At 43.9% G+C, this 24,204-nt stretch carries 18 protein-coding genes and 2 pseudogenes; 12 read left to right on the top strand and 8 right to left on the bottom strand.

Annotation, left to right across the window (positions count from 1 at the left end; translation table 11 throughout):
• The first annotated feature begins 488 nt into the window (after nt 1–488).
• Entirely contained in the window at nt 489–2,618 is a 2,130-nt protein-coding gene (locus JWG44_RS10730; protein WP_205274948.1) for a hypothetical protein, read from the top strand.
• Between the two features lie 5 nt (nt 2,619–2,623).
• On the opposite strand, the gene JWG44_RS10725 is transcribed toward JWG44_RS10730, so the two are convergent.
• The gene (locus tag JWG44_RS10725; protein WP_205274947.1) at nt 2,624–3,094 is read right to left on the bottom strand and encodes an STAS domain-containing protein; all 471 of its coding nucleotides are present in this window, start codon (nt 3,092–3,094) and stop codon (nt 2,624–2,626) included.
• 32 nt (nt 3,095–3,126) lie between these two features.
• Between JWG44_RS10725 and JWG44_RS22545 the strand changes: the two are divergent.
• The 8 genes and pseudogenes from JWG44_RS22545 to JWG44_RS10690 form a co-directional block, all read left to right on the top strand.
• Nucleotides 3,127–3,318 (top strand): annotated as a pseudogene (locus tag JWG44_RS22545) (hypothetical protein).
• Nucleotides 3,243–5,141: a polysaccharide biosynthesis protein gene (locus tag JWG44_RS10720; RefSeq protein ID WP_205274955.1), complete on the top strand. Its 1,899-nt coding sequence runs from the start codon at nt 3,243–3,245 to the stop codon at nt 5,139–5,141. Before JWG44_RS22545 ends, JWG44_RS10720 begins: the two are co-directional and overlap by 76 nt.
• Nucleotides 5,134–5,613 carry a ClpXP protease specificity-enhancing factor SspB gene (locus JWG44_RS10715; RefSeq protein ID WP_205274946.1) on the top strand — a complete coding sequence of 160 codons (480 nt, stop codon included), beginning with the start codon at nt 5,134–5,136 and terminating at the stop codon, nt 5,611–5,613. Before JWG44_RS10720 ends, JWG44_RS10715 begins: the two co-directional genes overlap by 8 nt.
• Complete coding sequence (locus tag JWG44_RS10710; protein WP_205274945.1) at nt 5,610–7,220, top strand: NCS2 family permease; 1,611 nt, start codon at nt 5,610–5,612, stop codon at nt 7,218–7,220. The genes JWG44_RS10715 and JWG44_RS10710 overlap by 4 nt, the downstream gene beginning before the upstream one ends.
• A 460-nt stretch (nt 7,221–7,680) precedes the next feature.
• A complete protein-coding gene (gene htpX / locus JWG44_RS10705; RefSeq protein ID WP_205274944.1) occupies nt 7,681–8,571 on the top strand; it encodes a protease HtpX in 891 nt (296 codons plus the stop codon).
• Between the two features lie 141 nt (nt 8,572–8,712).
• Nucleotides 8,713–9,246, top strand: coding sequence for an adenine phosphoribosyltransferase (locus JWG44_RS10700; RefSeq protein ID WP_205274943.1), 534 nt, complete (start codon nt 8,713–8,715; stop codon nt 9,244–9,246).
• Nucleotides 9,247–9,356: 110 nt separating this feature from the next.
• Nucleotides 9,357–10,787: a S1C family serine protease gene (locus JWG44_RS10695; RefSeq protein WP_408611951.1), complete on the top strand. Its 1,431-nt coding sequence runs from the start codon at nt 9,357–9,359 to the stop codon at nt 10,785–10,787.
• Between the two features lie 199 nt (nt 10,788–10,986).
• Nucleotides 10,987–12,378 (top strand): annotated as a pseudogene (locus JWG44_RS10690) (PDZ domain-containing protein); the annotation flags it as partial.
• 492 nt (nt 12,379–12,870) lie between these two features.
• Here the strand turns inward: JWG44_RS10690 and JWG44_RS10685 are convergent.
• From JWG44_RS10685 to zigA, 4 genes are read right to left on the bottom strand one after another with little or no spacing between them, the layout of a single operon-like run.
• Complete coding sequence (locus JWG44_RS10685) at nt 12,871–14,097, bottom strand: AZOBR_p60025 family cell surface glycopolymer formation protein (protein WP_232371596.1); 1,227 nt, start codon at nt 14,095–14,097, stop codon at nt 12,871–12,873.
• Nucleotides 14,098–14,114: 17 nt separating this feature from the next.
• On the bottom strand, nt 14,115–15,686 hold the full coding sequence (locus tag JWG44_RS10680) for a hypothetical protein (RefSeq protein ID WP_205274939.1): 1,572 nt from the start codon (nt 15,684–15,686) through the stop codon (nt 14,115–14,117).
• The gene (locus tag JWG44_RS10675) at nt 15,683–16,084 is read right to left on the bottom strand and encodes a Fur family transcriptional regulator (protein ID WP_205274938.1); all 402 of its coding nucleotides are present in this window, start codon (nt 16,082–16,084) and stop codon (nt 15,683–15,685) included. Before JWG44_RS10675 ends, JWG44_RS10680 begins: the two co-directional genes overlap by 4 nt.
• Nucleotides 16,053–17,330 carry a zinc metallochaperone GTPase ZigA gene (gene zigA / locus JWG44_RS10670; RefSeq protein ID WP_205274937.1) on the bottom strand — a complete coding sequence of 426 codons (1,278 nt, stop codon included), beginning with the start codon at nt 17,328–17,330 and terminating at the stop codon, nt 16,053–16,055. The genes JWG44_RS10675 and zigA overlap by 32 nt, the downstream gene beginning before the upstream one ends.
• Before the next feature lie 191 nt (nt 17,331–17,521).
• Between zigA and JWG44_RS10665 the strand changes: the two genes are divergently transcribed.
• Nucleotides 17,522–18,199: a biliverdin-producing heme oxygenase gene (locus JWG44_RS10665; protein WP_205274936.1), complete on the top strand. Its 678-nt coding sequence runs from the start codon at nt 17,522–17,524 to the stop codon at nt 18,197–18,199.
• Nucleotides 18,174–19,400, top strand: coding sequence for an MFS transporter (locus JWG44_RS10660; RefSeq protein WP_205274935.1), 1,227 nt, complete (start codon nt 18,174–18,176; stop codon nt 19,398–19,400). The genes JWG44_RS10665 and JWG44_RS10660 overlap by 26 nt, the downstream gene beginning before the upstream one ends.
• A gap of 448 nt (nt 19,401–19,848) precedes the next feature.
• Here the strand turns inward: JWG44_RS10660 and JWG44_RS10655 are convergent, their stop codons facing one another.
• Genes JWG44_RS10655 through JWG44_RS10645 form a run of 3 tightly spaced genes read right to left on the bottom strand, consistent with a single transcriptional unit; the run spans nt 19,849 to nt 23,254 of the window.
• Nucleotides 19,849–21,942, bottom strand: coding sequence for a TonB-dependent receptor plug domain-containing protein (locus tag JWG44_RS10655; RefSeq protein WP_205274934.1), 2,094 nt, complete (start codon nt 21,940–21,942; stop codon nt 19,849–19,851).
• Nucleotides 21,943–21,946: 4 nt separating this feature from the next.
• Nucleotides 21,947–22,648: an HmuY family protein gene (locus JWG44_RS10650; protein WP_205274933.1), complete on the bottom strand. Its 702-nt coding sequence runs from the start codon at nt 22,646–22,648 to the stop codon at nt 21,947–21,949.
• Nucleotides 22,649–22,669: 21 nt separating this feature from the next.
• Complete coding sequence (locus tag JWG44_RS10645; protein ID WP_205274932.1) at nt 22,670–23,254, bottom strand: LIC20153 family lipoprotein; 585 nt, start codon at nt 23,252–23,254, stop codon at nt 22,670–22,672.
• A 217-nt stretch (nt 23,255–23,471) separates the two neighbouring features.
• Between JWG44_RS10645 and JWG44_RS10640 the strand changes: the two genes are divergently transcribed.
• Nucleotides 23,472–24,194 (top strand): leucine-rich repeat domain-containing protein, encoded by a 723-nt coding sequence (locus JWG44_RS10640; protein ID WP_205274954.1) that lies wholly within the window; start codon nt 23,472–23,474, stop codon nt 24,192–24,194.
• The last annotated feature ends 10 nt before the right edge of the window (nt 24,195–24,204 follow it).

Below are 24,204 nucleotides of genomic sequence, written 5' to 3'. Positions count from 1 at the left end.
ACCCAAAATTTCAGGGCGGGGCTTTCGTTTTACGGAGGACTGTCGTTGTTACGACAGATTTTTCTTAAGATTCAAAGAACTTTGTGGGTAAGGTTATGCAAAATTTCAGGGCGGGGCTTTCGTTTTACGGCGGACTGTCGGAGTTCCGACAGATTCTTCTTAAGATTCAAACAACTTTGTGGGTAAGGATATGCAGGATTTTTATCGACAGTTTGGAAAGAGAAAAATTTGCGAACGCGGATTCTAAAAGACGAATCTCATTTTTTCGAGTTGAAACCTTCCGATTTGTATTCTAAGATAAAAGTTGGTCCGAAAAGATCGGAAGCTTACGGAATCGCCGCGTTTTAAAAAAGATAGATTTGTATAAAGCGACATCTCGTAAGAGAGTTTTTAAAGATTTGGAATTCGTTTTTGTTCGGGATTCTAAGATACATATGGCTATCAAGAATCCTGCTTGACCCTGACTCTAAGAAGTTTATACATTCCGCATGTTCCTTCTCGCACAAGCACGTCCCGTTTTAGTCTGGCCAGAATTCTCTTGGATCCCGGTCATCAACGGAACTATCTTTGTCGTTCTCTTGGTACTTGCGGGATATTTTCTTGAAAAGAGATTCCGCCGTTCCACGGAACTCCGCTCGCTTTATCGAGCTAAAATTCTAAAAAAACTTCCGCTTACTTATCTCAATGGAAGAGACGTTATTCACATTCATACCTTTTTGGACCAGGCGAGCGTTTCCGATCTGAGAAGAATCTTAGAATCCCCTTCTTGGTTTCAGGAAGCTTTTCTTCCGGAGCTTGCAACCTATCTCGCGCATTTGGGAGAACTTCCCGCTTGGAGAGACGTTTTGATCTTTAAGAGATTGCAACATCTAGTTCACGATCTGGGCCCACATCCTAAAAAAATTCTTCCGGTAGTATTTTTAACCGACGGTGAAGAAGCGTTTCCAGGATTTTTGTTTTCAGGTCCGATCGTTCCCGAGTCCGTTCAGAAATCCTTTCACGCAAAAGTTTTTACAAAAAAACTCTACCACTCGTTCCCGGTCGGAGCCGGAGAAAAGATTCACGTTCTTTTTTCGGGAGACGATCGGGAATGGATCCGCTTTGACGCTTCGATTCTCAATTTTAAAGGAAACGATATCGGGATCCAGATACAAACGGTTCCGGAAAAAGACTCAGAGAAAACTAGGATTTGGGGCGGGGTTCATATGGCCGGGACGACGGGTCAGGACGATCAACCTCTTCCCGATGAATTCAGAGATAGTTTGATCCAGATTCTAAGATATTCCGGGATGAGCGCTTCGGCGACGGCGGACATTCAAAAAAGGGTCAATACCTTTAAGGAACATCCCGGTCTTGTTCGGAAAGATCACAAACCGGAGGACATTCAATCCTTCATCCAACTCTACGCTTCTTGTTATGCGAAGTATCGTTCGGATATTTCCTCGATTCCAAAACCGGTTTTGTTGTTTCTTCATTTTTTCTTTTTGGATGAGAATCTACTTTCTCCTTCCAGAATCGTTCAGCTCTTTTCCACGATGGAAAAACTGAGAAGCCGTTCCGAAGAACCCTATCCGTCTAACCACAATCTTGCGATCTATCTTTTGCCGGAATGGCTGGGGCTGATTCTTTCCGGAAAAAAAACTCCCTCTCGGAATTATCTCTCGCAAACTTATGAGCAAGTAAAAGCGTCCCTTGTTCGGAAGACGGGAAAAGACGACTCCGCGAATCAAAGCGGGATCGAGGACCTCCTACATCTCCTCGATTGGGAGTTGAGCAATCTTTTGTACAACGGACTCATCGGAGTTTCCACCAATCCCAATCTTGCGTATCCGATTCTTTCCGAGGATCAGATGTACGGAGAAACGGATGCGTTTTTGATGACCCCGGAAAAATTAAAATCGGTCGTCGATCACGTTCACAAGATCGATCGGCATCTTTTTCACAGACAGATCACGTTCGAACCGGAACAAACTCCCGGGAAACCGGAACTTGCTATGAAGGAAATCTTTTCGGATTGTATCCTTCTTCCAGTTTTTGGAAACAGAGGAGTTCTCTGGCAGGAGGTGACTTCCGGTTTGAGTTCGAGAGGAAGGCTTGTCTTTCCTCAGATTCTCAACGAAAATATGACCTTGGCGATCACGAGAACTTTGGGAGAATTCCGTTGGGAAATCGAAAGGACCGTTCGTGGAAGAAAGTGGAAGGATTCTTCTCCTCCGTCCTTGACATCCGAGTATTATCTTTATCTGGAGAATTACCGAAAGTCCCCGGCTCTAACACCCGATGCGAAAAAGGCGATCGATCAACAACTGATGAAATACAAAAAGAATCTAAAGGACATTTTCGGTTCGGATTATTCCTATTGGATTTTATTCGAATCGTCCGGCAAACTCAGACTCAACCGGGTCTGTAGAGACATTCTGAACCGTTATGTGCCCTTTGCTCCGGAAATCAGAACCGCTCTTCGAAAAGATCCGATTCTTAAAGAATCCATGGATTCCTTCGAGACGAGAAAACGAAGACTTGTTTCTGGTATCAAAAAAAGATACAATCCTTACTTTCAAGCGGGCAACGTTCCCGTCGAAGTCCAGGAAACGATTCAGTTGTTCGAAGAAATGTAAGAATATTATAATAATCTTTCGAAAGGGGAAGTTCTGAAATCCTTAGTCACGAAAAATTTGGAACCGCAGGCAGGACATCCGTAATTTCCCGAAATCTGAATTTTTAGAAGATGAAAACAGATCGGACAATTGACCAGTATCGGAGATTCTTCCGAAAAACCTTGATCTGTTTCGTCGTCAGAAGCGGTTAAATGGGACTTTGCCGATTCTCTGTCTTGAAAAACGGGAATGGAAGAATTTCCTTCCGAAGAAAGATCGATTCCCTCTTGAACCGTACAGATCGCGAATTTGGAATCCGGAAAACGTTCGGGAAGTCGGTTTAAAATCGAGGCTCCTTCGAGGGTCGCCGAGTTCAAACCGGAAGCGTCCAAAAGAATTCTTCTCGGCGCTTCGGAAAGTTCTTCCAATTTGGAGAATAGCGCTTCTCCCAGCTTAAAGTCCAAATCCCCTTGGAGGTTGATGATAATTTCTTTCAAAGTGTCCCGATCTAAAACCGATTTATTCTCCTATTGGAGTGGGGCAAGAAAAGAATTTCTGCAACACATTTTTCGGATCGGCTAAAAATCGGCGTTAGTTATTTCAAAAAGATTGGACTTTTGGGAACAAGAGGATTTTATTTCCTACATGCTCGGTCAATGGAATCGGAGAATGTGGATATTCCCTTTGGATCTTTTTTTCATGGGAATTTCTTTCTTTTTAGCGCATTGGATCCGATTTGAATCCTTCGTCTTTTTAGTTCCGCCCGAAAGATTTTTAACTTCTCTTATCATCGTAATTTCAGTCCGCGCGGGAGTTTTTATTCTTTCGGATATCTATAGATCGATCTGGGCTTATGCCTCGATTCACGATTTGGTTGAGATCATCAAAGTGACTCTACTTTCCTCTTTGGTTTCGACGACCGCGCTTCTTTTTTACAATCGTTTCGAGCAACTTTCGAGAATGGTTCCGGTTTTGGATACCCTGCTCCTTCTCAGTTTTCTTTGTATTCGCAGTTTTTCTTGGAGAGTGTTTCGAGATCAGTATATTCTTAAAAAATCAAAGGAAGAAGGACTTCCGACTCTGATCTTGGGAGCCGGAAAAGTGGGAGCTACGCTTCTTTCCGAAATTCGAAGACACAACGAACTCAAACTCAATCCTGTCGGCTTTTTGGATGATAACGTCCAAAAAATCGGAGCTCATATCCAAGGTATTCCGATTTTGGCGAAGATCGACCAAGCGGAGCAGATGATCAGCCAATTCGGAATCAAACAGGTCATCATCGCGATCTCCAATCCGGACGGAAAGTTGATCAGTCGTTTGATTCGTTCTTTTGAGAATTCGGACGTAAAGTTCAAAATTCTTCCTTCTTTGGGTTCTTTGTTTTTTGATTCTCCCAAATTGAATCAACTCCGAGAGGTGCAAGTGGAAGACCTTTTGGGTCGTCCGGTTGTGGATCTTGAAATCGAATCCATCCGTTCTTATCTCAAAGGGAAATCCATTCTTGTCACCGGAGCCGGCGGTTCGATCGGGAGCGAACTCTGTAGACAAGTAGCGGTTTTCGAACCGTCCCGGATTCTTCTTTTGGATTCCGCAGAAACTCCGTTATACGAAATCGAATACGAACTCAAAAAAAAGCTGCAAGGCCAGAACATAGAACTCGTTCCGATCGTCGCCGATATCAAAAATCTTTCTCGAGTGAGTTCCATCTTTGAAAGACATTCTCCGCAAGTTGTCTTTCACTCGGCGGCTTACAAACACGTTCCGATGATGGAAGTCAATCCGACCGAGGCCGTGATGAACAATATCCTCGGGACAAAAAATATCGCCGATATCGCTCGGCTTTCCGGCGTGGAACGTTTTGTTTTGATCTCCACGGATAAGGCGGTCAATCCCGTGAACATCATGGGAGCTTCGAAACGCGCTGCGGAATTGTATCTGCAACATATTTCCCGCGAGACAAGAACCAAGTTTATCACGGTTCGTTTTGGAAACGTGCTCGGCTCCAACGGTTCGGTGATTCCGAGATTTAGAGAACAGATCGCTAACGGCGGACCGGTTACCGTAACTCATCCGGACGTCATTCGTTATTTTATGACGATTCCCGAAGCGACCCAACTCGTACTCCAAGCGGGAAGTATGGGAGAATGTGGGGAAATTTTTATTTTGGAAATGGGTGAACCCGTGAAAATTCTCAACCTCGCGGAAGAGATGATTCGTCTCTGCGGACTTAGACCTCACGTCGATATTCCGATTCAGTTTACCGGACTTCGACCCGGAGAAAAATTATTCGAAGAACTCCTTCTCGATCTGGAAGGAATCAAAAAAACTCATCATCCTAAAATCAAAATCGCATCTCCTCTGGAAAATCAGGAACCGACTACGTTTGTCGCCAGGTTCAACGAACTTCTGACCGCCGGAAGGACCAATAAGGACAAGGAAATTTTTCTGGCGTTTAAGGCTCTGGTGCCGGAATACAAAATTCACGGGGACTATCTCAGCGAATCCAACGTGGAAGGTCCGGACCGCAACTTTAAGAATGGATAAGGGAAATTTAAAAGAAGAAATTCTGAGTCTCAGAAAGTTCAAACGTCAGTTGTTCGATCTCTACTGGGACGGATTCGGTACTTTCTTTTTGCACGCCCTCCCCCATCCCAAACTCGTGATCGGTAAACGAGGATTAGTCGGAGACGAAAAAGAATCCGGGATTGTACTCGTTTTTAGTCCCAAGGGCGGGGTTCGAAATCTCGACGCGGGCGAAGAATGGATCTACGCCGAACTTCAATTTGGATACATCTGGGAGGAAGTTTTTATTCCTTGGGATTGTGTCCTTCGTTATTTTGATAAAACACAAACGACGCTTACAAATATGAAAGTTTTTACCACGGAACTCGAAGCGGCCCGGAAACAATCTTCACCGGGTGAGAAGACGGTTTTAACAGAGAAAAAAGAGGGTGATACGAAGGACGACAAGTCCAACGTGATTCAAGTGGACTTTGGGAGTAAATCGAAACAATGAGCCAGAATAAATTCAGATGGTTTGTACTTGGGGACTTGGACGGATTTTTCGGTCTGATGATCGACAATTTGATTCAGATTCTTGTTCTTTCCTTTTTGCTGACCACGCTTTGCGGCGTGCCGGGAGACTTTGTTTATAAGGTTATTCTTCCGGGAACTGCAATTTCCCTTTTACTCGGGAATCTTTTCTATTCTTGGCAGGCGCATCGTCTTGCTCAAAAAGAAAATAGAAACGACGTCACCGCTCTTCCCTACGGGATCAATACCGTATCGTTGTTTGCGTTCGTTTTCTTTATTATACTTCCAGTATATAAGAAAACCGGCGATTACAAAATCGCTTGGCAGGTCGGACTCGTGGCGAGTCTCCTTTCCGGATTGATCGAAATGTTCGGCTCTTTTGTCGCAGAACGAATTCGAAAGGTGACTCCAAGAGCCGCGTTACTCTCCTCCTTGGCGGGAATTGCGATCACCTTTATCTCAATGGACTTTTTGGTTCGTACGTTTCAGAATCCTCTGATCGCGTTTCTACCTTTCGGAATCATTCTTCTACAATACTTTGCCAGAGTCGTATTTCCGTTCCGACTTCCCGGAGGACTCGTTTCCGTGATCTTAGGAACCGCGCTCGCTTGGTCGCAAGGAGTCTGGGGAAACCCGATGATGGACGGAGCGTTTCTAAAAGCGTCCACGAATCAGATCGGATTCTACTTGCCGGTTTTATCCGTAGTCGATTTGTTTTCCGCGTTTCAACTCGCGGACATTCGAGAATATCTCGCGGTCATCATTCCTATGGGAATTTTTAACGTGATCGGCTCCTTACAAAACATAGAATCCGCGGAGGCCTCCGGAGATTCTTTTAACACAAGAGATTCACTTTTGGCAAACGGGGTCGGAACCGTGATCGGTTCTTTTTTCGGTTCTCCATTTCCAACTACGATCTATATCGGACATCCGGGTTGGAAGGCCCTTGGCGCAAGAGCGGGTTATTCCACTCTGAACGGAATCTTCATGACGTTAGTCGCGCTTTTCGGACTTCTCGCGTTTATCCAAGCCTTGATTCCCGTCGAAGCGGGAATGGCGATCGTTCTCTGGATCGGAATCGTGATCGGTTCTCAAGCATTCGAAGCGACTCCGAGTAGACACGCACCCGCCGTCGTGATCGGAATTCTTCCCGCGCTCGCTGGTTGGGGGGTTCTTTTGGTTCAATCCACGTTTAACTACGCTGATCGATCGATCGCGGGAATATTGGAAAATGCAGGTGTGAAAGAAAGCGCTCACCTTTGGATGTCGGATGTTCCCTTAGGACTTCCTTTTCTTCCGTATCCGCTCGGAGGGCTTTTGAGTCTTTCTCAGGGATTTTTGATTTCTTCCATGATCTGGGCTTCGATTGCGGTCTTTGTGATCGATCGGGATTTTAAGAAGGCCCTAATCACTTGTTTGATCGCTTCGGTTTTGGCGGCTACCGGATTTATCCACGGATTCTCCTTGAGAGGAAACGACATTCTTGCTCAGTTCGAACCCGGATTTAATTCTTTCGTGACCGCGTATGTTTTACTCGGGTTTTTATTCTTACTTGCATCGTTTTTTAGAAAGGAACCGAGAAAAGTTTAAACAAAGACTTTCAGTGTTTTGTCGAACCTTTGCCGGACTCGGATTACAAAGAAGAATTTTAGGTTTGTGAGAACCGATTGACGCGCCGGTAAAAACAAAAAGTGAAGAATGTTCCATTTTTTTTGTTAAAAAAAATGGAACAACGTTTGACGAACCGTTTCCGAGGGGATCGAAAGTTCCGTTGGAATGGTCTAAGTAGTTAAGAATCGTGGATTTGCCGTTGGACGTATCCGCGTTTTGGATGCGAGTGGAAGACGACCGGACTTGATTCTTAAAGAATAAGAACCTTTCCCAAAACTGGCATAGAGCCTTGCGGCTTGATCTTTCTGATATAGTATGATCGAGTTTTGGGATACACTAAATATCGGATCCGGAAAAATCGCATCTCGGACAAAAGTAGAAATCGTCCTTAGGCTTAAGTGAATAGTATATAGAAAGAAGATGAACAGGAGAAACCAAAATGTGGTTTAAACGAATTGGGTTGTTTTTACTGACCAATATCTTGGTAGTAGTTACGATTTCGATTGTAACGAGCGTGCTTGGAATCGGGCCCTACCTCAACGCAAACGGACTTAATTACGAATCCTTGATGATCTTTGCCCTTCTCTGGGGTATGGGTGGATCCTTTATTTCCCTCCTTCTCTCCAAGTTTATGGCGAAGACGATGATGGGCGTAAAGGTGATCAATCGCCAGTCCGCAACCGGAGTGGAAAGGGAATTGTATTCCAAAGTAGAAAGACTTGCGAGAACCGCAAACATTCCTATGCCCGAAGTCGGGATCTATCATTCTCCCGAGGTCAACGCGTTTGCGACCGGACCTTCCAAGTCCAGTTCTCTTGTCGCGGTTTCCAGCGGGCTTTTGCAAGTAATGGATAACTCCGAAGTGGAGGGAGTTCTCGCTCACGAACTCGCTCACGTAGCGAACGGAGACATGGTAACCATGACTCTTGTTCAAGGCGTAGTTAACGCTTTTGTAATATTCTTCTCGAGAATCGTAGGTTATGCATTGAGCACTCTCGTAAAAGACGAAGACGCGCAATACACGGTGCGTTTGGTCGCGAATATCGTATTGAGTATTCTTTTCAGCATCCTCGGATCGATCGTGGTCGCTTATTTTTCAAGAACGAGAGAATACCGCGCGGATGCCGGCGGCGCCAAACTTGCGGGACGTCAGAGTATGGTTGCGGCTCTTGAAAAGTTAAAACGCACTTTCGAAGCTCCGGAAGATCCAAGAGGCGGAGAATCTCTCGCTACGATGAAAATTTCGGGACACAGTAAGTGGTTGGCCTTGTTTTCCACTCACCCGCCTTTAGAAGCGAGAATCGCGGCTTTGAAAAATTCCGGTTATTGATTCGGAAAAATTTAAGAGTTTCTAAAATCAGCCCGGTTTTGCCGGGCTTTTCTTTCTTGGAAATAAAAAAGAATTGTTTGAAATGTCTCCGGTTTTTTGAATAGAACCCGTAAAATAAAAATCCTGGGACGTAAAACCTAGATGTCTATTGTTAAATCCAAAATCAGAACCATACCTGACTATCCAAAACCGGGAATCTTGTTTCGCGATATTACTTCTCTCCTTCTCGATCCCGAAGGACTTGCCTTAACGATCGGAACCTTTGTAAACAGATACCAAGGTAAGGGAATCACAAAAGTAGCCGGTATCGAAGCCAGAGGTTTTCTCACGGGGGCTCCTCTCGCGTTTCAACTTGGAGTCGGTTTTATTCCTATTCGTAAAAAAGGAAAACTTCCTTCGGAAACGGTATCGGAAGAATACGATCTGGAATACGGGAAGGACGTGATCGAAATCCATAGGGACGCCGTTCAACCCGGAGATAGAATTCTTGTGATGGACGATTTGATCGCAACCGGAGGAACCATGATCGCGGCGGTAAAACTGTTGCGAAAACTCGGAGCCGAAGTCTACGAAGCCGGAGTGATCATCGATCTTCCGGATTTGGGCGGGGGCAAAAAACTCAAAGAAGAATTGCAAGTCCCCGTATTTGCCATCTGCGAGTTCGAAGGACATTAGAAAATTCTAAAAATTGAATATTCTTTTTGGAGGGCCCATTGACGGCTAACTTATCCGGTTTTTTAAGAATTGGGGTCAAGAGAAGTCGCCAACTTCTTCTTGTTTCGGTAATTTTGTTTTTCCAGACAAAAACCAACGCGGTCGAGGGTCCTCTTCCTTTTGACGAACTCCGAAAGGGAGTCGTTCAGATTCGAGTCTATTCTCAGGCGGTAAATCCGTTTTCCCCTTGGACAACGGACGCGGTTCGCGCGAGTTCCGGGACCGGTTTTTTGATCGGCAATAAAAGAATCATCACGAATGCCCACGTCATTTCGAACGCGAAGTTTGTTCAAGTTCAGAGATACAATCAAACCGAATGGTATGGAGTAAAAGTTCTTCATATCGCACACGACTGCGACTTGGCGGTTCTCGAAGCCGAAAGCCCCGAATTCTATAAGGATTCAAGAGATCTCGAGCTCGGAGAAATTCCCGAGCTCAATTCTCCCTTGATCGTGGTCGGTTATCCGATCGGTGGGAACAAGGTTTCCGTAACGAGAGGAATCGTTTCGAGAAAGGATCAATCCGTTTATTCTCATTCCGCAGTGGACAGTCATTTGGTTTTACAAGTCGACGCCGCGATCAATCCGGGAAATTCCGGAGGTCCGGCGATACAAGACGACAAGGTCGTCGGAGTCGCGTTTCAAGTCGCGACCAAGGGTGAAAATATCGGTTATCTCATTCCCACCAACGTTATACGCCATTTTCTCACCGATATCGAAGACGGAAAATACGACGGTTATGTGGAACTCGGAGTTCGGACTCTCAATTCGTTTAACGTTTCTCTTCGCAAAGCGAAAGGAATTCCGGATTCTTTGGAAGGAGTTTTTGTTTCCAAGGTTTTGAAAAACGGATCCGCCGAAAAGTATCTCAAAGAAGGAGACTTCCTCGTGGAGATCGACGGAAATCCGATCGGTAAAAACGGAACCGTCATGCAGGACCGAGACGCAAGAGTGGACTTTGTCGAGATCGTCGACAATAAACACGCGGGAGACAAGATCACTTTCAAACTCTATCGAAACGGAAAAGAGACGACCGTTTCCTTTCCTGCGATTCGTATGCCGGACTTTGATTTTATGCGGAATCAATACGATAAACCGTATGATTTCACGATGATCGGCGGACTTCTCTTTCAAGAGATGTCTCGAGATCTGATCACGAGTTGGAGCCGGGGAGGCAACACTTCCGGCGGAAGCCAGCTCTTATATCGATTCTTTTACTTCATCGAAGACGGTCTCAATCGAACCAAGAAGACGGACGTCGTTCTTTACAGAAAATTATCGCACCCAGTTAATTCTTCTTCCGATTACTTTGTCAATTTGGTTTTGGAATCCGTAAACGGAGTTCCTGTGACACAACTGGACGATCTCAAAAAAATCTTGAGTGATTCGAAGGAAAAGTATCTACGTCTGAAGTTTTTGGACGTTCAAGTTCCGTTGATTCTCAATCGAGAAGAAGCCGAAAAAGCGGACGAAAAGATCCGTAAGACATACGGTCTGGAATAAGAATATGAAGAATAAAATCTTAAAGTTCGCAGTTTTAGTAGGAGCCTTTTGTTTTCTTTCGTTTGGAATCTTCGGTGAAACTTCATTCCGGAAGAATGGGGACTTGATCTCGGTCAAAAAAAATCGTTCCTCGAACAAGGAAGTTTCCAAAAAAGGATCCTCGAGTCCGATGACTCCCCCTCTTTCCAAAGGATCATCCGAAGAATATCAGAAAAGTATCATACAGATCAAAGTAACGTTTCAAGAACCGGAATACCATCAACCTTGGAAGAAAAAAAGCCCGCGCGTCCGAAGAGGCGTGGGTTTGGTCACGGAAGGAAATCGGATTCTAATTCCATATACGTTACTTCCAGATGCGACCTTGATCGAAGTCAAAAAATATTCCTCTTATTCGGAAATCAAGGCCGTCGTTTTTCGCAAAGATCCAGAATCCAATCTTGCTCTTTTGAGAGTGGAGAAAAAAAACTTTTTCGAAGATCTGGCCCCTCTTCCACTTTCGCCGATCGTCGTTTTTCCAAAACAAGCGAGCGTCTATCAATTGGATAATTCCGGTTCGATTCAATCGACCGCCGCGACCTTGTTGAGTATGGACATGGATCAGATGCCGCTCGGTCAGATCGAACTCCCCGTAGTGGATATCAGTTCCAGTGAGGGGCTGAACGGCTTTGGAGAAGTCGTGATCGAATCCGGAAGAGTTGTAGGACTTTTGTATGATTTTACGACCGGCAAAAATTCGGGAAGAATCATTCCTTCCTTTATCATTCAAAAATTCTTAAATACACCGGGAGTCGATCTGTTTGCACACAAGGGTTTTCGATTCCGTCCAATCACGGATACTACGGTAAAGAAATATTACGGAATGGAAGAAACCGATTCCGGGATTTTGGTCGCCGACGTAATTCCTGGTTCTTCCGCGAGCGGTGTTTTAAAACTCGAAGATATCATTCTGGAGTTCGGCGGGAAAAAAGTCGATTCCAAAGGTTACATCGAGCACCCGTACTATGGGAAACAAGTTCTTTCCTTTTTGGCGCACGCGGGTGATTCGTTCGGTTATTCTTTAGGAAAGGAAATCCCGATTCTTATCCTAAGAGATAAAAAAAGGATTTCCCTGAACATGAAGCTCAGACCTTTTCCGCACGACGCCGTAAGAATTCCATTTAAGAATACTCCGATGACCAACGACTTCGCGGTGGAGGGCGGTTTTGTTTTTCTAGAACTTTCCGAAGCCCTGCTCGAAGAATGGGGTAAGGACTGGAGATCCAGAGTGGATCGAAAACTTCTGTATCTTTTCGACTACGCCAAGTTTCACGAGAAAGAAGGAGACGTCGGAAAGATCGTTCTTCTTTCCCAGGTTCTTCCGGACGAATCGAATAACGGTTTTCACGATCTGAGTTTTAAGATCGTCGAGAAGTTGGACGGCAAGGATGTGAAGTCGGTAAACGAGCTAAAACAAAATCTCAAAGACGGGAAAGGAAGTTTTGCTCTGATTTCTCTGGACGACGGGACCGAGATCGCTTTGGAAAGAAACAAACTCAAAGAGATCAACGACCGGATCTATAAGAGTTACAAGATTCGAATGCCCGAGAACTGAAAGAGTTAAACTTTTTCGGACTGCCTTTTTTGTGTGAGATCCTACAAAATCGGTTTTTCTGTTTGTGAAGCTTAATGCGCTATCGTCGAGAATTTAGATTCAGTAGTATTTTTCTTCGACGCGGACAAAGGGCCTATCACAAAGTTTGTCGAGCGCCAATGGAAGCGAGACTTTGAGTTTCACAAACATGTGGGAACTCACACCGATTTTGAATGAAAAAAGAATATCCGGAATTTTCACAAAAAGTCGAAGCGACGTAATCTGTAGGAGCTCACACGAATCGATTCGAATTTAAAGACACGGGATTCTTTAATAGGTAGAGGATTTAGGACGGGCTCATAAGGTCCGTTTTCAAATCCCGTTCCAAGGACATTGTTTGTCGGAAAATCTTCTGAGTCGTAATCACTCTTCTGCGGAGCAAAGGTTTCTTGCGTCTTTAGGACCCAATCTAAAAGTTATTTCCGAAAAAAATTACTTTTTAGATTTCACGATTCATTTCCAGATTTCGTTTGGAAGAGTTCTCGAAATAAAGGCCAACTTAAATATAAATAAAAACAAAATACCTCCGGTCACGAGCCAATAGAATCGATCGTGAATCGATTCGTCTTCTAATTTCCAAAAAATTAAAAATGCGATGGAAACCGTAAACATTCTCGAAACGTTTTCATAAGAAGACCAGTAAAGAACATAACCGGCGGAAAACACCGAAAAGAGAACCAAGAAGAAAGAAAGGCGATTCCCAAAAGCCTTTTTCCAATCCCCGCTCGAAAGCGCAAGAAGTCCCGAAAGAAACAAAAGAAAAAGCGGAACCCGGGAAAACTTTTTCCCGAACAAGGTAAGTTTGGTTTCAAAGTCGGACGCTTGCAAAAAGGAAAAGATCGAAGGATCGTTGATTTCCTTCCAATAGCCGACAAAGCCGTCTAACGGAGCAAAAAAGTCGGTAAAACGAGTCGGAGTCCATTCCGGAATTTGAATTCTTAAAAAAATTCCCCAGAAGATCGGAAATAAAAGTGTGGAAACGATCCTGATGGATGTTTTCCAGTTTTTTTCCAACAAAGACTGAAGTCCCAAAGGAAAGAGTAAGAATAAGGCCTGTTCCTTTGTAAGAATTGCAAACGCCCCCGCAAAAGAAAACAAAACCCACTTCTCTTTTTTATAAAGCCAATATATGAATACTAGCAGACTTGTCAAAGCCGCGTCGCTTACCAAGAGCGCATAACTTCCCAAAAGAAAGGGAGAAAACAAATACAAACTGGAATCGATTCGGTTCTTTTCTCCGCAGAGATCTCTGAGTAAAAACCAAGAGGAAATAATTAGAATCAAGTTTACGAGAAACATTCCGAAAACGGTTCCCCAGGTGCCGAACCAACCGAAGGGGGAAATCAAAAGCGGATAACCGATTCGGGGTGCTCGAATGTTCGCCTCGAAACCTTTGGGCCAATCCAGACTGAATTCGCTTAACATTCTCGAATAAAAGTAAAAGATTTGGCCGTCGTAGCCGGCGCCAAGATCACCCGTTTGACTTTGAAAGATCACCGCACCCTTCGGTGTTTGTTCCGGATTCTGTATCACAAACTGCATTCCGAAGTTGATCTGTGAACTCGGATTCCAGTCGTATTTTTTCCAAATGAGAAGTGAGGAAAGAAGATAGAGGATTAAGAATAAAGGAAGAATGAACTTTGGATTTTCAAACCAGGATCGAATTCGATCAAAAATCAAATTCCGATTTGATTCCACTATTTTTTCCGTTCGGGAGAATTGAGGAATTCTAAGATCGCTTCGCCATACAACTCGGAACTTTTTCGCGCCGCGTTGAAGGTCAGGTGATGAGGATCCAAAAAGAATTTTTTATCCGGCATCGAATCTTTGAGGTCGAAAAAACCGAAGTTCGCATCTTTTTGGGATTCGAAGAAGTTCAGATAACCCCGATACCAGTTTCCATTTTTATAATATTTACTTTCGATCGGATTTTCGGGAGAATTGATGACGATAAGTTTTTTACCCTTCGCTTTGAACTTTTCGATCGCCTTTTCCAAAAATGTAAATTCGGACCAAGTAAAAAATTCGGAAGATCCGAGGATCTCTTTGTTTTTCTGAACCTTTTTGAGGCGATTCAATGCGCCTTCGTTTTCCGGATTGTAGTAGAGACGTCTTTCATAGTCTTTCAAATATTCTTCGTCGGACATATTTTCGACCCGATCGTCGTCGAGGCCGTGGATTCTTTCGTAAGATATTCCGGTTTTGATTTCCCTTTTGCAAAAGTTTTGAGGAAGACGGATTCCGTAAGTTGCGGGAATCCCGAAAATTCTTGCGTCGACTTCGTTGGAGCTTGTGGTTGGAGAAATCGTAAATCGTAAAGTTACCGATTTTGATTTTTCTCCGGACTCGTCTTCGAACTCCAAAAGGAGCGGTTTCCAACCCGGTTTGGAGTAAGTCTCATGGAACAAAACTTCGTATTTCATAGGCGTTCCGCTCGACGTGGTTTCTTCAATCAATATGTTGATCCCCGGCTTTTGCGTGAAGATGTCTTCCGAAAGTTTTCCGTCTTTGAGTTCGCATTCGATCGTAAACTGCGACGGAGTCCAACCTCTGAGAAAAATTCCTTCTTTTGGAATCACACCGGTATAATAGTGATACGAACGCATGGTCCTTGTATGATGTTCTATGTATTCCATCCAAGGGTCGTATAAAAAACTTCGGTAACGATTGAGAAGGATTCCGGCCTTTGCGAGTTGGGAAAAAAGTTCTCCTTTGGAATAACTCTTCCAATGATCGGATAAAAATTCTCCGGGAAAAATGAAACGATTCTGATGTCGAACCTTGTAATCTTTGAGTTTCGCGGCCTCGTCAAAACCGACGCGAGCATTAGATTCTAATTTTTGAATATAATCCAATTGTAAATCGGCTGGATTCAAAACGTAAACCACAACTTCGGGGTTTTTGGAAAGAATATCGTCTGCGTAATAATAAAGGTCGGTCGGAGACATCGCGGGATGAGAATAGAATTCCGCGCGGAAGTTCGAAGAATCCTTTTTCAAAGAGTTGATTTTTTTTGCGATCTGATCGGGATAAGAAGAATACAAGGCTACGCTGCTTCCCGCTATCAGAATCCCCTTTTCGTCCGTATTAAAGCCGATGTTTCTTCTTTTGTGAAGAAAGTTGTACCAAGGAGAAGTGTCCCATTCGAGCTCGTTTGGAAATTCGAAAAGTGCGATCGGAAATATCACTCTGTCCAAAAAAACGAATCCTAAAAGGAGAAGAAGAGAGATCCAAAAGGTTTTAAACTTTACTCGTGATTCTGAATTCATTTTACCTTGGAATTGCAGTCAGAACAGGTTCCATAGAGGATGATCTCATGGGTGTCCACAGTAAAACCTTTAGGGCTTTTGTCGAGAGGAAACGGGCAGATTTCAACGTCAAAGACCCGGTCGCATTGTTTGCAATGAAAGTGATGATGATGGTGGAGGTGACTCGCTTCGAAACGGGAAGATTCTCCCGGGAGATGGATCTCATTGATCGCACCCGTCTCCATCAGATGATTTACAGCCCTGTAAACGGTTGCGATTCCGAGGTTGTCGAGATTTTTGCGGGAGAGTTCGAAGATTTCTTTGATCGATAAAGGTCCTTTGGCGGCTTCGAGGACCTTTAAGATTTCCCCTTTCTGCTTTGTATTTCTAAGGGCCGCTTTGCCTACTTCTGCTTTCATCCAAGGTCCGATCGACCGGGGGATTTTCTTCCAGTTCGATTTCCCAGGGAGGAAAAGGATCGAAAAAATCTCTCCACGCTTTTTCACCGAGAAACATTTCTTCTTCGGTCAAAAGACAGCCGTTCAATAATTCTCGGATCTCATCCTCCTTCATGTCAACTCCAATTAACACGATCTCTTGTCTCCGATCTCCATAAGGCTCTTGCCAGTAAGAAGCGATCTCGTCCAAATCCTCCTTCTCAGTCGGCCATTCCGAGCGCGGAATCCGCGCCCACCAGCGTCCTGCGTTTTCAGTCCTGCAAGACGCTCCCGCCTGAGACCAACCTCCTACCCAATCCATTCGAGAAGCCAACCAGAAAAATCCCTTGGAACGAATCACACCGGGCCATTCTTCACCAATGAGTTTGTAGAATCGATCTGGATGAAACGGTTTTTTTGAGCGAAAGACAAAGCTGGAGATTCCGTATTCTTCGGTTTCCGGCTTGTGTTCTCCTCTAAGTTCTTGAAGCCAACCGGGTGCGTTAGCGGCGCTTTCGAAGTCGAAAAGTTTTGTATTTAGAATTTCCTTTAGAGGAATTTTTCCTTCTTGGATCGGATAAATTTTTGCCTCAGGATTGAGTTTGATAAGAATCGCGCGGAGGGATCGGAGTTGTTCTTGCGAAACCAAATCGATCTTGTTGATAAGAATTACGTTTGCAAATTCGATCTGTTCTATCAAAAGGTCAACGATCGTTCGATCGTCTTCTTCTTCCGAGTTTAGATTCCGATCCTTGAGTTCTTCGGAAGAGGCAAAATCTTTTAGAAAATTCTTTGCATCGACCACGGTTATCATCGTGTCCAGGGACGCGAAATCCGAAAGGGAATTTCCGTTTTCATCTTCGAAGGTGAAGGTTTCCGCAATCGGAAGGGGTTCGGCAATTCCGGTGGACTCGATCAAAAGATAATCGAATTTATTTTCCCGGGCTAATTTTCCGACCTCTTCCAAAAGGTCTTCTCTTAAAGTGCAGCAGATACATCCGTTGCTCATCGTGACGAGTTTTTCCTCCGCTCTTTTCAGGTCCGCGCCTCCCGATCGTATGAGCCCGGCGTCGATGTTCACTTCACTCAAATCGTTTACGATGACTGCAATTTTCAATTCTTCTCGATTGTGAAGAATGTGATTGAGAACGGTTGTTTTTCCCGCCCCTAAAAATCCGGAAAGGACGCTGACAGGGAGTTTCTTTTTTGCACTTTTAGAAAGACTCATGATTTGCTCAGGTTTGGAGAATCTGAGTTTTTGTCAATAATGATAATGATATATCAATATTGTATCTTAAAACAGAGACTGTATGAGCTCCTACATTTCAACTTTTCCGAAGAATGAAAATTTCAAGAAAATAAGTTTGATTCTCAGTATCAAATAAAAAGAATTGTCACAGTATTGTCAGGAGATACGCAATGAACTTAGCTACTTTACTTCGAGAAGGAACCTCTGAGGAACACAAATCCGCGGAAAGCTCCGCCTTTATTCGCTGTTTTATGAAAGGAGTTTTGGAAAAAGGAACCTACTCGCGACATCTGGAAGCCTTCTATTTTGTCTATGAAGCCTTAGAAAAAGAATTGGAACTCCATTCCAAGGACGCGCTTCTCGGAACGATGTTCTTTCCCGAACTCAACCGTAAGGACGCAATTTTAAAGGATCTTCAGTTTTTTTACGGATCTTGGAAACCGGAAGAGCACAAGCCCACTGCGGCTACTCAGGTTTACGTGGATAGAATCCGAAAGATTTCCGGAACACAACCTCTGCTTCTTGTGGCCCATTCTTACGTGCGTTATTTGGGCGATCTTTCCGGAGGTCAGATTCTTAAGAAGGTAGCGAGCAAAGCCCTCGCACTTCCGGAAGGAGAAGGAATTTCTTTTTACGAGTTTCCAAAAGTTACTGACATCAACGGTTTTAAACAAAACTACAGAGCCGCGTTAGACGCGCTTGCGATTGACGATTCAGAAAAACAGAATATTCTTTCCGAGTCCAAACAGGTTTTTCTTTTGAACCAAGGAATTTTTTCGGAATTGGAAAAAGATCTGATCGCCGCGATCGGAAAGGAAACCTATGACTCAGTCCTCTCCAAAGGATAAACAAAAAGGTTCGGTCTACTTTTTACCGGGAGCTATTTTTTTGGCGATGCTTCCGGTAACGATGATCGTTCCCGTATTTAAAGAAATTGTAAAGGATAGATTCCAATCGGGCAACAGCGAGGTTGCCTGGTTTTTGAGCGTGGCGATGCTCGGATCTTTTTTCTTTTCTCCGATTGCCGGTTTTCTTTCGGATCGTTTCGGGACCAGAAAGAAGATCATCATTCTTTTTTGTTTTTTCGACGCCCTACTTTTGAGTCTTCTTCCGTATGCGGAGAATCTTCCCATACTTTTGAGTCTCCGATTTTTGGAAGGAGGAGCTCATGTCTTTGTCATCGGTTTACTTTTGGCTTCTGTCGCCGATTTCGAACACGGAGGATTCTCTTTGAAACTCAAAGGTGGGGCCTTGATGGGTTTTTCCGGAATGCTTCTTTCTTTGGGAGGTGCGGTCGGAATTTCACTCGGATTTTTAGGGAAAGAAAATCCCTATCTTCCTTTTTACGCGGGTTCGGGGATTCTTCTATTTTTAGCTTTTATCGTTTATCGTTTTGTTCCCGAAGTGGAAACCCTAACTTCCAAAAAACATTCTTCCTGGAAAGAATCCGGAATCATTTTTCTTTCTCATCCGCTTCTTTTGTTTCCTATGGCGTTTCAATTCTTAGATCGATTTACATCCGGCTATTTTATGAGTTCCCTCAATCTTCGTCTTCGAGAAGAATTTTTACTCAATCCTTCGGAGACTGGGCGTTTACTTTCACTCGTTTTTCTTCCTATGGCGCTTTTGTCTTATCCGGCGATCCGTCTTTCTAAAAAAACCGGAAAGTATTTTCCGGTCGCCCTCGGCTCGTTGATCTACGGAGTCGCGCTGACTCTTTCCGGAACATTTCATTCTCTTTTTTGGATTACGATCTCTCTTCTTTTTTGCGGTTTGGGAGCCGGCCTTATGTTTGCAACTTCTCTGCGTTTGGCTTCCTCTCTTTGTAATCGGGAGAATAACGGAATCGTAATGTCTGCTTTGACAGGAATCGGTTCCCTCGGTTTTTTTCTAGGTCCGATTTCTTCGGTCGGACTTGATAAAATTTCGGATTCTATTTTTTTGTTTCGAAGTTCTTCCCTTACGGCCGTCGTTTTCGGTCTCGCGCAGATTCTTCTCGTTCTCGTAAGTATTCCTTTTTATAAATTTTTGAATCAGAAAGAACGTTAGAAAATAAAAACTCTCTGTAAATTTTATAAGGTAAGAATCGAATCCACCGCAGTTCGAAGTTTTGAGCCGGTCCGAAAAACTCCAAATGTAGGAGCTCAAACAAGAATGGAACGAAAGAAAATCCCTTGAAACCTCTAAAGGGACGAAATCTGCGGGAACTCTAGTGTTCTTATATTGCGAGCCGGTTTTGGTCTTGTAATCGGTTTCGGATTTTTGGAATCGACTCCGAAACAGTCGATCATCCAGGAGGTCCGTCGTTTCCACGAAACGGATCCATTCTTCGAATCTTAAAACTCGAATTCGGATTCTCCTTATAATAAAAAGCAGTTCGTAAAAACTAAACGAGTGTTTGGATCGGAAAACTCGTTTACGAGCATATGGCGTCTAACGTTCTAAAGCGAAGGAATTGAAAGAAAGGAAATCCGATTTATCTGGATTGGGAAAGGTCTCAAAACTGGGCCGAAAAACCGCCGTAATAAAATCTAGGTCTTGTAGGGTTGTATGCGAGCTCGTATTCGTTTAGAACGTTATCCACACCTACAAACAACGCAAAGTGTTTCTCGAAGAATTTTTGTTCCATTCTTATATTGATGATCGTAAAGGGTTTTCCGTAAGTCACCGGCGGATTTTCGTTCAATTTGACTTCGGTAGGAATATAATCTTGTCCCGCCGCCGAAAGGTTGTTAGTCGAACTGTAAAACGGTCTTTTGTCTAAATGTTTTCCCCGAAGGTTGAATTGAAAACCGTTAGGAGAATTGTAGATAAAATTCGCCGAAATTTGGTGGAGGGCCCTTCCTTCCAAGGGACGATCCGTCGTCAGATCCCTCGTATCGGTTTGATTGTAACCGAGTTCAAGCGTATAGTTTTTTAGAAAACGATATTGAACTCCGAGTTCCCCGCCTTGAGTGTAAGCCTTGGCTATGTTCTGCAATTGAAACTGAGAAAACTCCCTTCCTTGGTTGGAATCGAATTTGTATTGGATCAAGTTGATGATATCGTTTCGATACAAACTAAAGGATAAAGTAAGAAAACTAAAAGGACTGTATTCAAGATCGGAATTGACCGTGATCGATTTTTCGGGTTTTAGATTCGGATTTCCTTCCACGACGTATCCGACTGCGGGATTTTCAAAACGAAGATACAATTCCTGAAAACTCGGAGGCCGAAACCCTCTTCCGTAACTGGTTCTCCAGACTAAGTTTTGAAGAATATCATAACGTGCGGCTAACTTAGGAGTTGTCTGATTTCCAAATTGAGAATCGTCGTCGTATCGAACTCCGGGAACGATACGGATTCTGGGGGAACGGGAAACGGTCCATTCATTCTGGAAAAATGCTGCCCTTCGAGTACGATATACAAAACGGTTCTGCAAACGATCGGATTCTAATTCGTTTGCGAAAGATTCGACTCCAGCCGTGATAAAATGTCTTTCCGCGGCTTGATAGTCTAACTGAACGGTTCCTTGCGAAGTTAATTCGGCGTTGAGCTGTTTTACGTCCAACTCATCGGAACCCCTTTGGTTGTTGTAGTATTTGTTTTCCCATTTCGAAATGTTTCCTCGAAACGAGATCAGATTTTTTCTTCCGAATCCGTATTCCAATGCTCCGGTCGCAAGAAAGTCGTGTGTTTTGTTGTTTCGATCAAAAACGGCTTTGGACTGAGTTACGTCGACCCCGTTTTGATCTCTGTGTTGATAGAGAATTCTTGTCTTTCCCTTGAATTTTCCGTCCGGATTGAACGTGAGATTCATCCCCGTGTTCAAATCTTGATATGCGTTTCCGGTAGTCGCTTGGGAATCCGGAACCAAACGATAGCCGGGATTTTTATTGTAACCCGCAGAAACGTTTCCGCTGACGAGTTCGTTTCGAAAACCCAGATTCGCGGTCGTATTGAATTCCCCCTCGGTGTTGAAGTTTTTTCGACTTCCGTTTCCGTAAGTGGTTCTCATCTCATAGCTGAGTTTTTTATCGGCTTCCCGCGTGATAAGATTGATCACCCCTCCGATCGCGTCGGCCCCATACAACGCGGAAGAAGCTCCTTTGACGATTTCGATTCTTTCCAAGTTTTGAACTTTAAAACGGCTTAGGTCCACTGCGTTGTTGAGTCTTCCCGAAATTCTTTCCCCGTCGATTAGAATCAAAACATACTGCGAATCCATACCCAACATTCGAACCCTGGATCCGCCGAAAAAGGGAACGACGTCGATTCCGAGTTGAGTTTCCAAAACTTCAGCGGCGTTTCTTGCTCCGCTCGCTTCGATTTTTTTTCTCGAAATAACTTCCGTCGCGACCGTGGAATCCTTGAGTCTTCTTTCTCCGCGCGACCCCGTGACTACGATCTGAGAATCCTCTTGTCCGTTCTCTTTCTGAGTTTCAGCGCCGTTCGAATCCGGCTTCACAGTCGTAGTGTTAGGCGATTCTTTTTCGGGAACTGGGGTTTCTTTTTTTGTTTTGTCGTCTTGAGCCTGTAAGGGTGAAAGAAAAAGAATGAGAAAAAAAACTGAAATTCCCTTGTGTTGAAGAAGTTTATGAATTAGGAACATGAAATTAGTAAGGGATCTGTTTCCATTTTACGGTAGGATAGGCCGAAGTCCCTTCGGAGCTGTAATAACCGGTGATTTGGAAAAGGTAATATTCGTTGCCGGTATGGGATCGTATTATAAAAATCTTATTGTTAGGTTGTAAAAAAGCGAGAGTGTAGTTAAACCATTTATTGAGGACGTCGTTTCCGACGTAATCGGTTTGGACTCCTCCCGCCGCTACTTCGGAAACGTTAGTGTCCTTTGAAAAATTGGCGTTTGTACAACCCAAAGCCGTCGAGGAACTTACCGATGCTACGTTAAAATCCGTAAGAACCGGGTTGGTCATACAAGCGCCACCGTTTCCGGAAGAGTTGGTCAGGCCGCTGTTTGTCTGGAGTTTGAATCTCTGAAACCCAACGTCCCAACCTCCCGCCGAATCGGGAACGGAGGCTTGCGATAAATTGGCAAAGCTGAATTTGATCCAAACGTCATACGAAATCGCTCTTACCTTTGTGGTATAAGAACCGTCGCCGTTGGATTCCGTGGAAAGAATTTTAGAACTCGCCGCTTCTTCCAATTGTTTTTGAAGAGCGAGAAGGGATTGTCTTATAGCGAGTTCCGTTTCGTCCACGGCCGGATTTTGTCTCGCGCAGGATAAAAAGATTACGATCCCGAACCCCAGACGAATTAGTTTCCAAAGAGGTTTGAAGTTCGAGATTCGTTTCATTACAAAGGCCAAAAAGAAAATTTAGTTTTTCAGAGTGATTTGAAACGTCGTTGTTGGCGGTTCCGCGGTTCTACTCGCTAAGTAAAAAACGAAGTAGTAGTCTCCGCCTTTTGTCGCGTTGAGAGTGTAGACGTAAGGACCGTTTCCTGCCGCGCTTCCATATTGACCTTCGCTGGTAGTCGCGTAAGAGGCTCTTGTAGAATCATAAGCAGAATCCAATAAAGGACAAGACGCGGTATTGTAGACTAACGGCGCGTTTACGTTACCCGCGGTTCCTTCGTCAAAGTCCGCTACGTTTCTTCCGGTAAAGGAAATCTGATCCCCAGCCTTTACATCGGAAAACTTTACAGCGGCGATCGAGTGATTTACAAATGGAACCTTGCCGTAGACGAGGGTTTGAACGGAAGTGGTTGCGGTCATAGCCGGAAGCCCTGCCACTCTTCCTCCTACAGTTGCGGAACAATTGTAGCTATTTGCGGTAAGTCCCAGTAAAAGCAGAGTGATAGGATCGATTTCTTCCTTATCCTCTTTTTTACAGTGACTGAGGGTGCCTAAGATGAGGCCGATAATAACTGTCGTTTTTACGATTTTTTGGAAAGTTTTCATGAATTCTCCTTCTGCCATTTGAAAACCATTCTCAAAATGTGAATATGAGAGTCAAACTCAATATCAGTGAAAAATGAATCTTAAGCGTACTTCCAAGGAGAATCTCGTGAAACCCATCCAGGAGGGAAGTCTTTTTACATTTCGGAAACGAATTAGAATTTGGTTTCTATTTCTTCGAACCCGGTTCTCAATCGTTCGTAGAATGATTCCGAGCGAGATGGTTCCTTTTTTTAGAAAGATTTTTCTTTTGATTTTTCCTTTTTGTCTTTTGTCCTGTTCAATTTTAGAGAGGGAGCCGATTTCCGGGGCGATTCCCGTATTTTCCAGGGAAGGGAAAACTCTAAGATACTATCCTTATCAGGTGCGTTGGATCGGTTTTAACGAGGACGAATTTCCGGACACGGCGAGATTGAGCGATTTTAGGAATTTGGTTTCTCTGGAAATTCTACATCCTGAGTTTGAGAACTTAGAAGAATTGAGCGCTTTGAAGACTGTAGGTTTTCTCAACGTAAATGGAACCAAGGTAAAGGATTTGAGTCCTCTTTCCAAACTTCCCCTGCTCCATAGCCTCTATTTGAATGGGACTCAAGTGGACGAAAAGGATCTTTCCCGTTATCCGAATGTAGGAGCTCTTACAAAACTGGGTTTGTACAAAACCAAAATCAAGAATCTTTCCTTTATCGGTTCCGAATGCAAACTCAGACAGTTGGACATTCGAGGAACCGAGGTGGCGTCATTGGAACCGATCGCCGGCTGTAAATATCTTCTCGAGCTGAGAATCGGAAATACGAATATCAAAGAAATTAAATATATCTATGATCTAAAAGACCTTCGTTATTTGGAATGGTCCGGTCTGAATATTTCCAAAGAAGAATTGGACTGGATTCGGATTCAACTCCCTTATCTGAAATTGGTTCCAATCTATTCCAGTAATTTATAATATTCTTAAA

The sequence above is a fragment of the Leptospira ainazelensis genome, from assembly GCF_016918785.1.
GTDB classification, from domain to species: domain Bacteria; phylum Spirochaetota; class Leptospiria; order Leptospirales; family Leptospiraceae; genus Leptospira; species Leptospira ainazelensis.
This window is presented reverse-complemented; position numbering and strand designations above follow the sequence as displayed.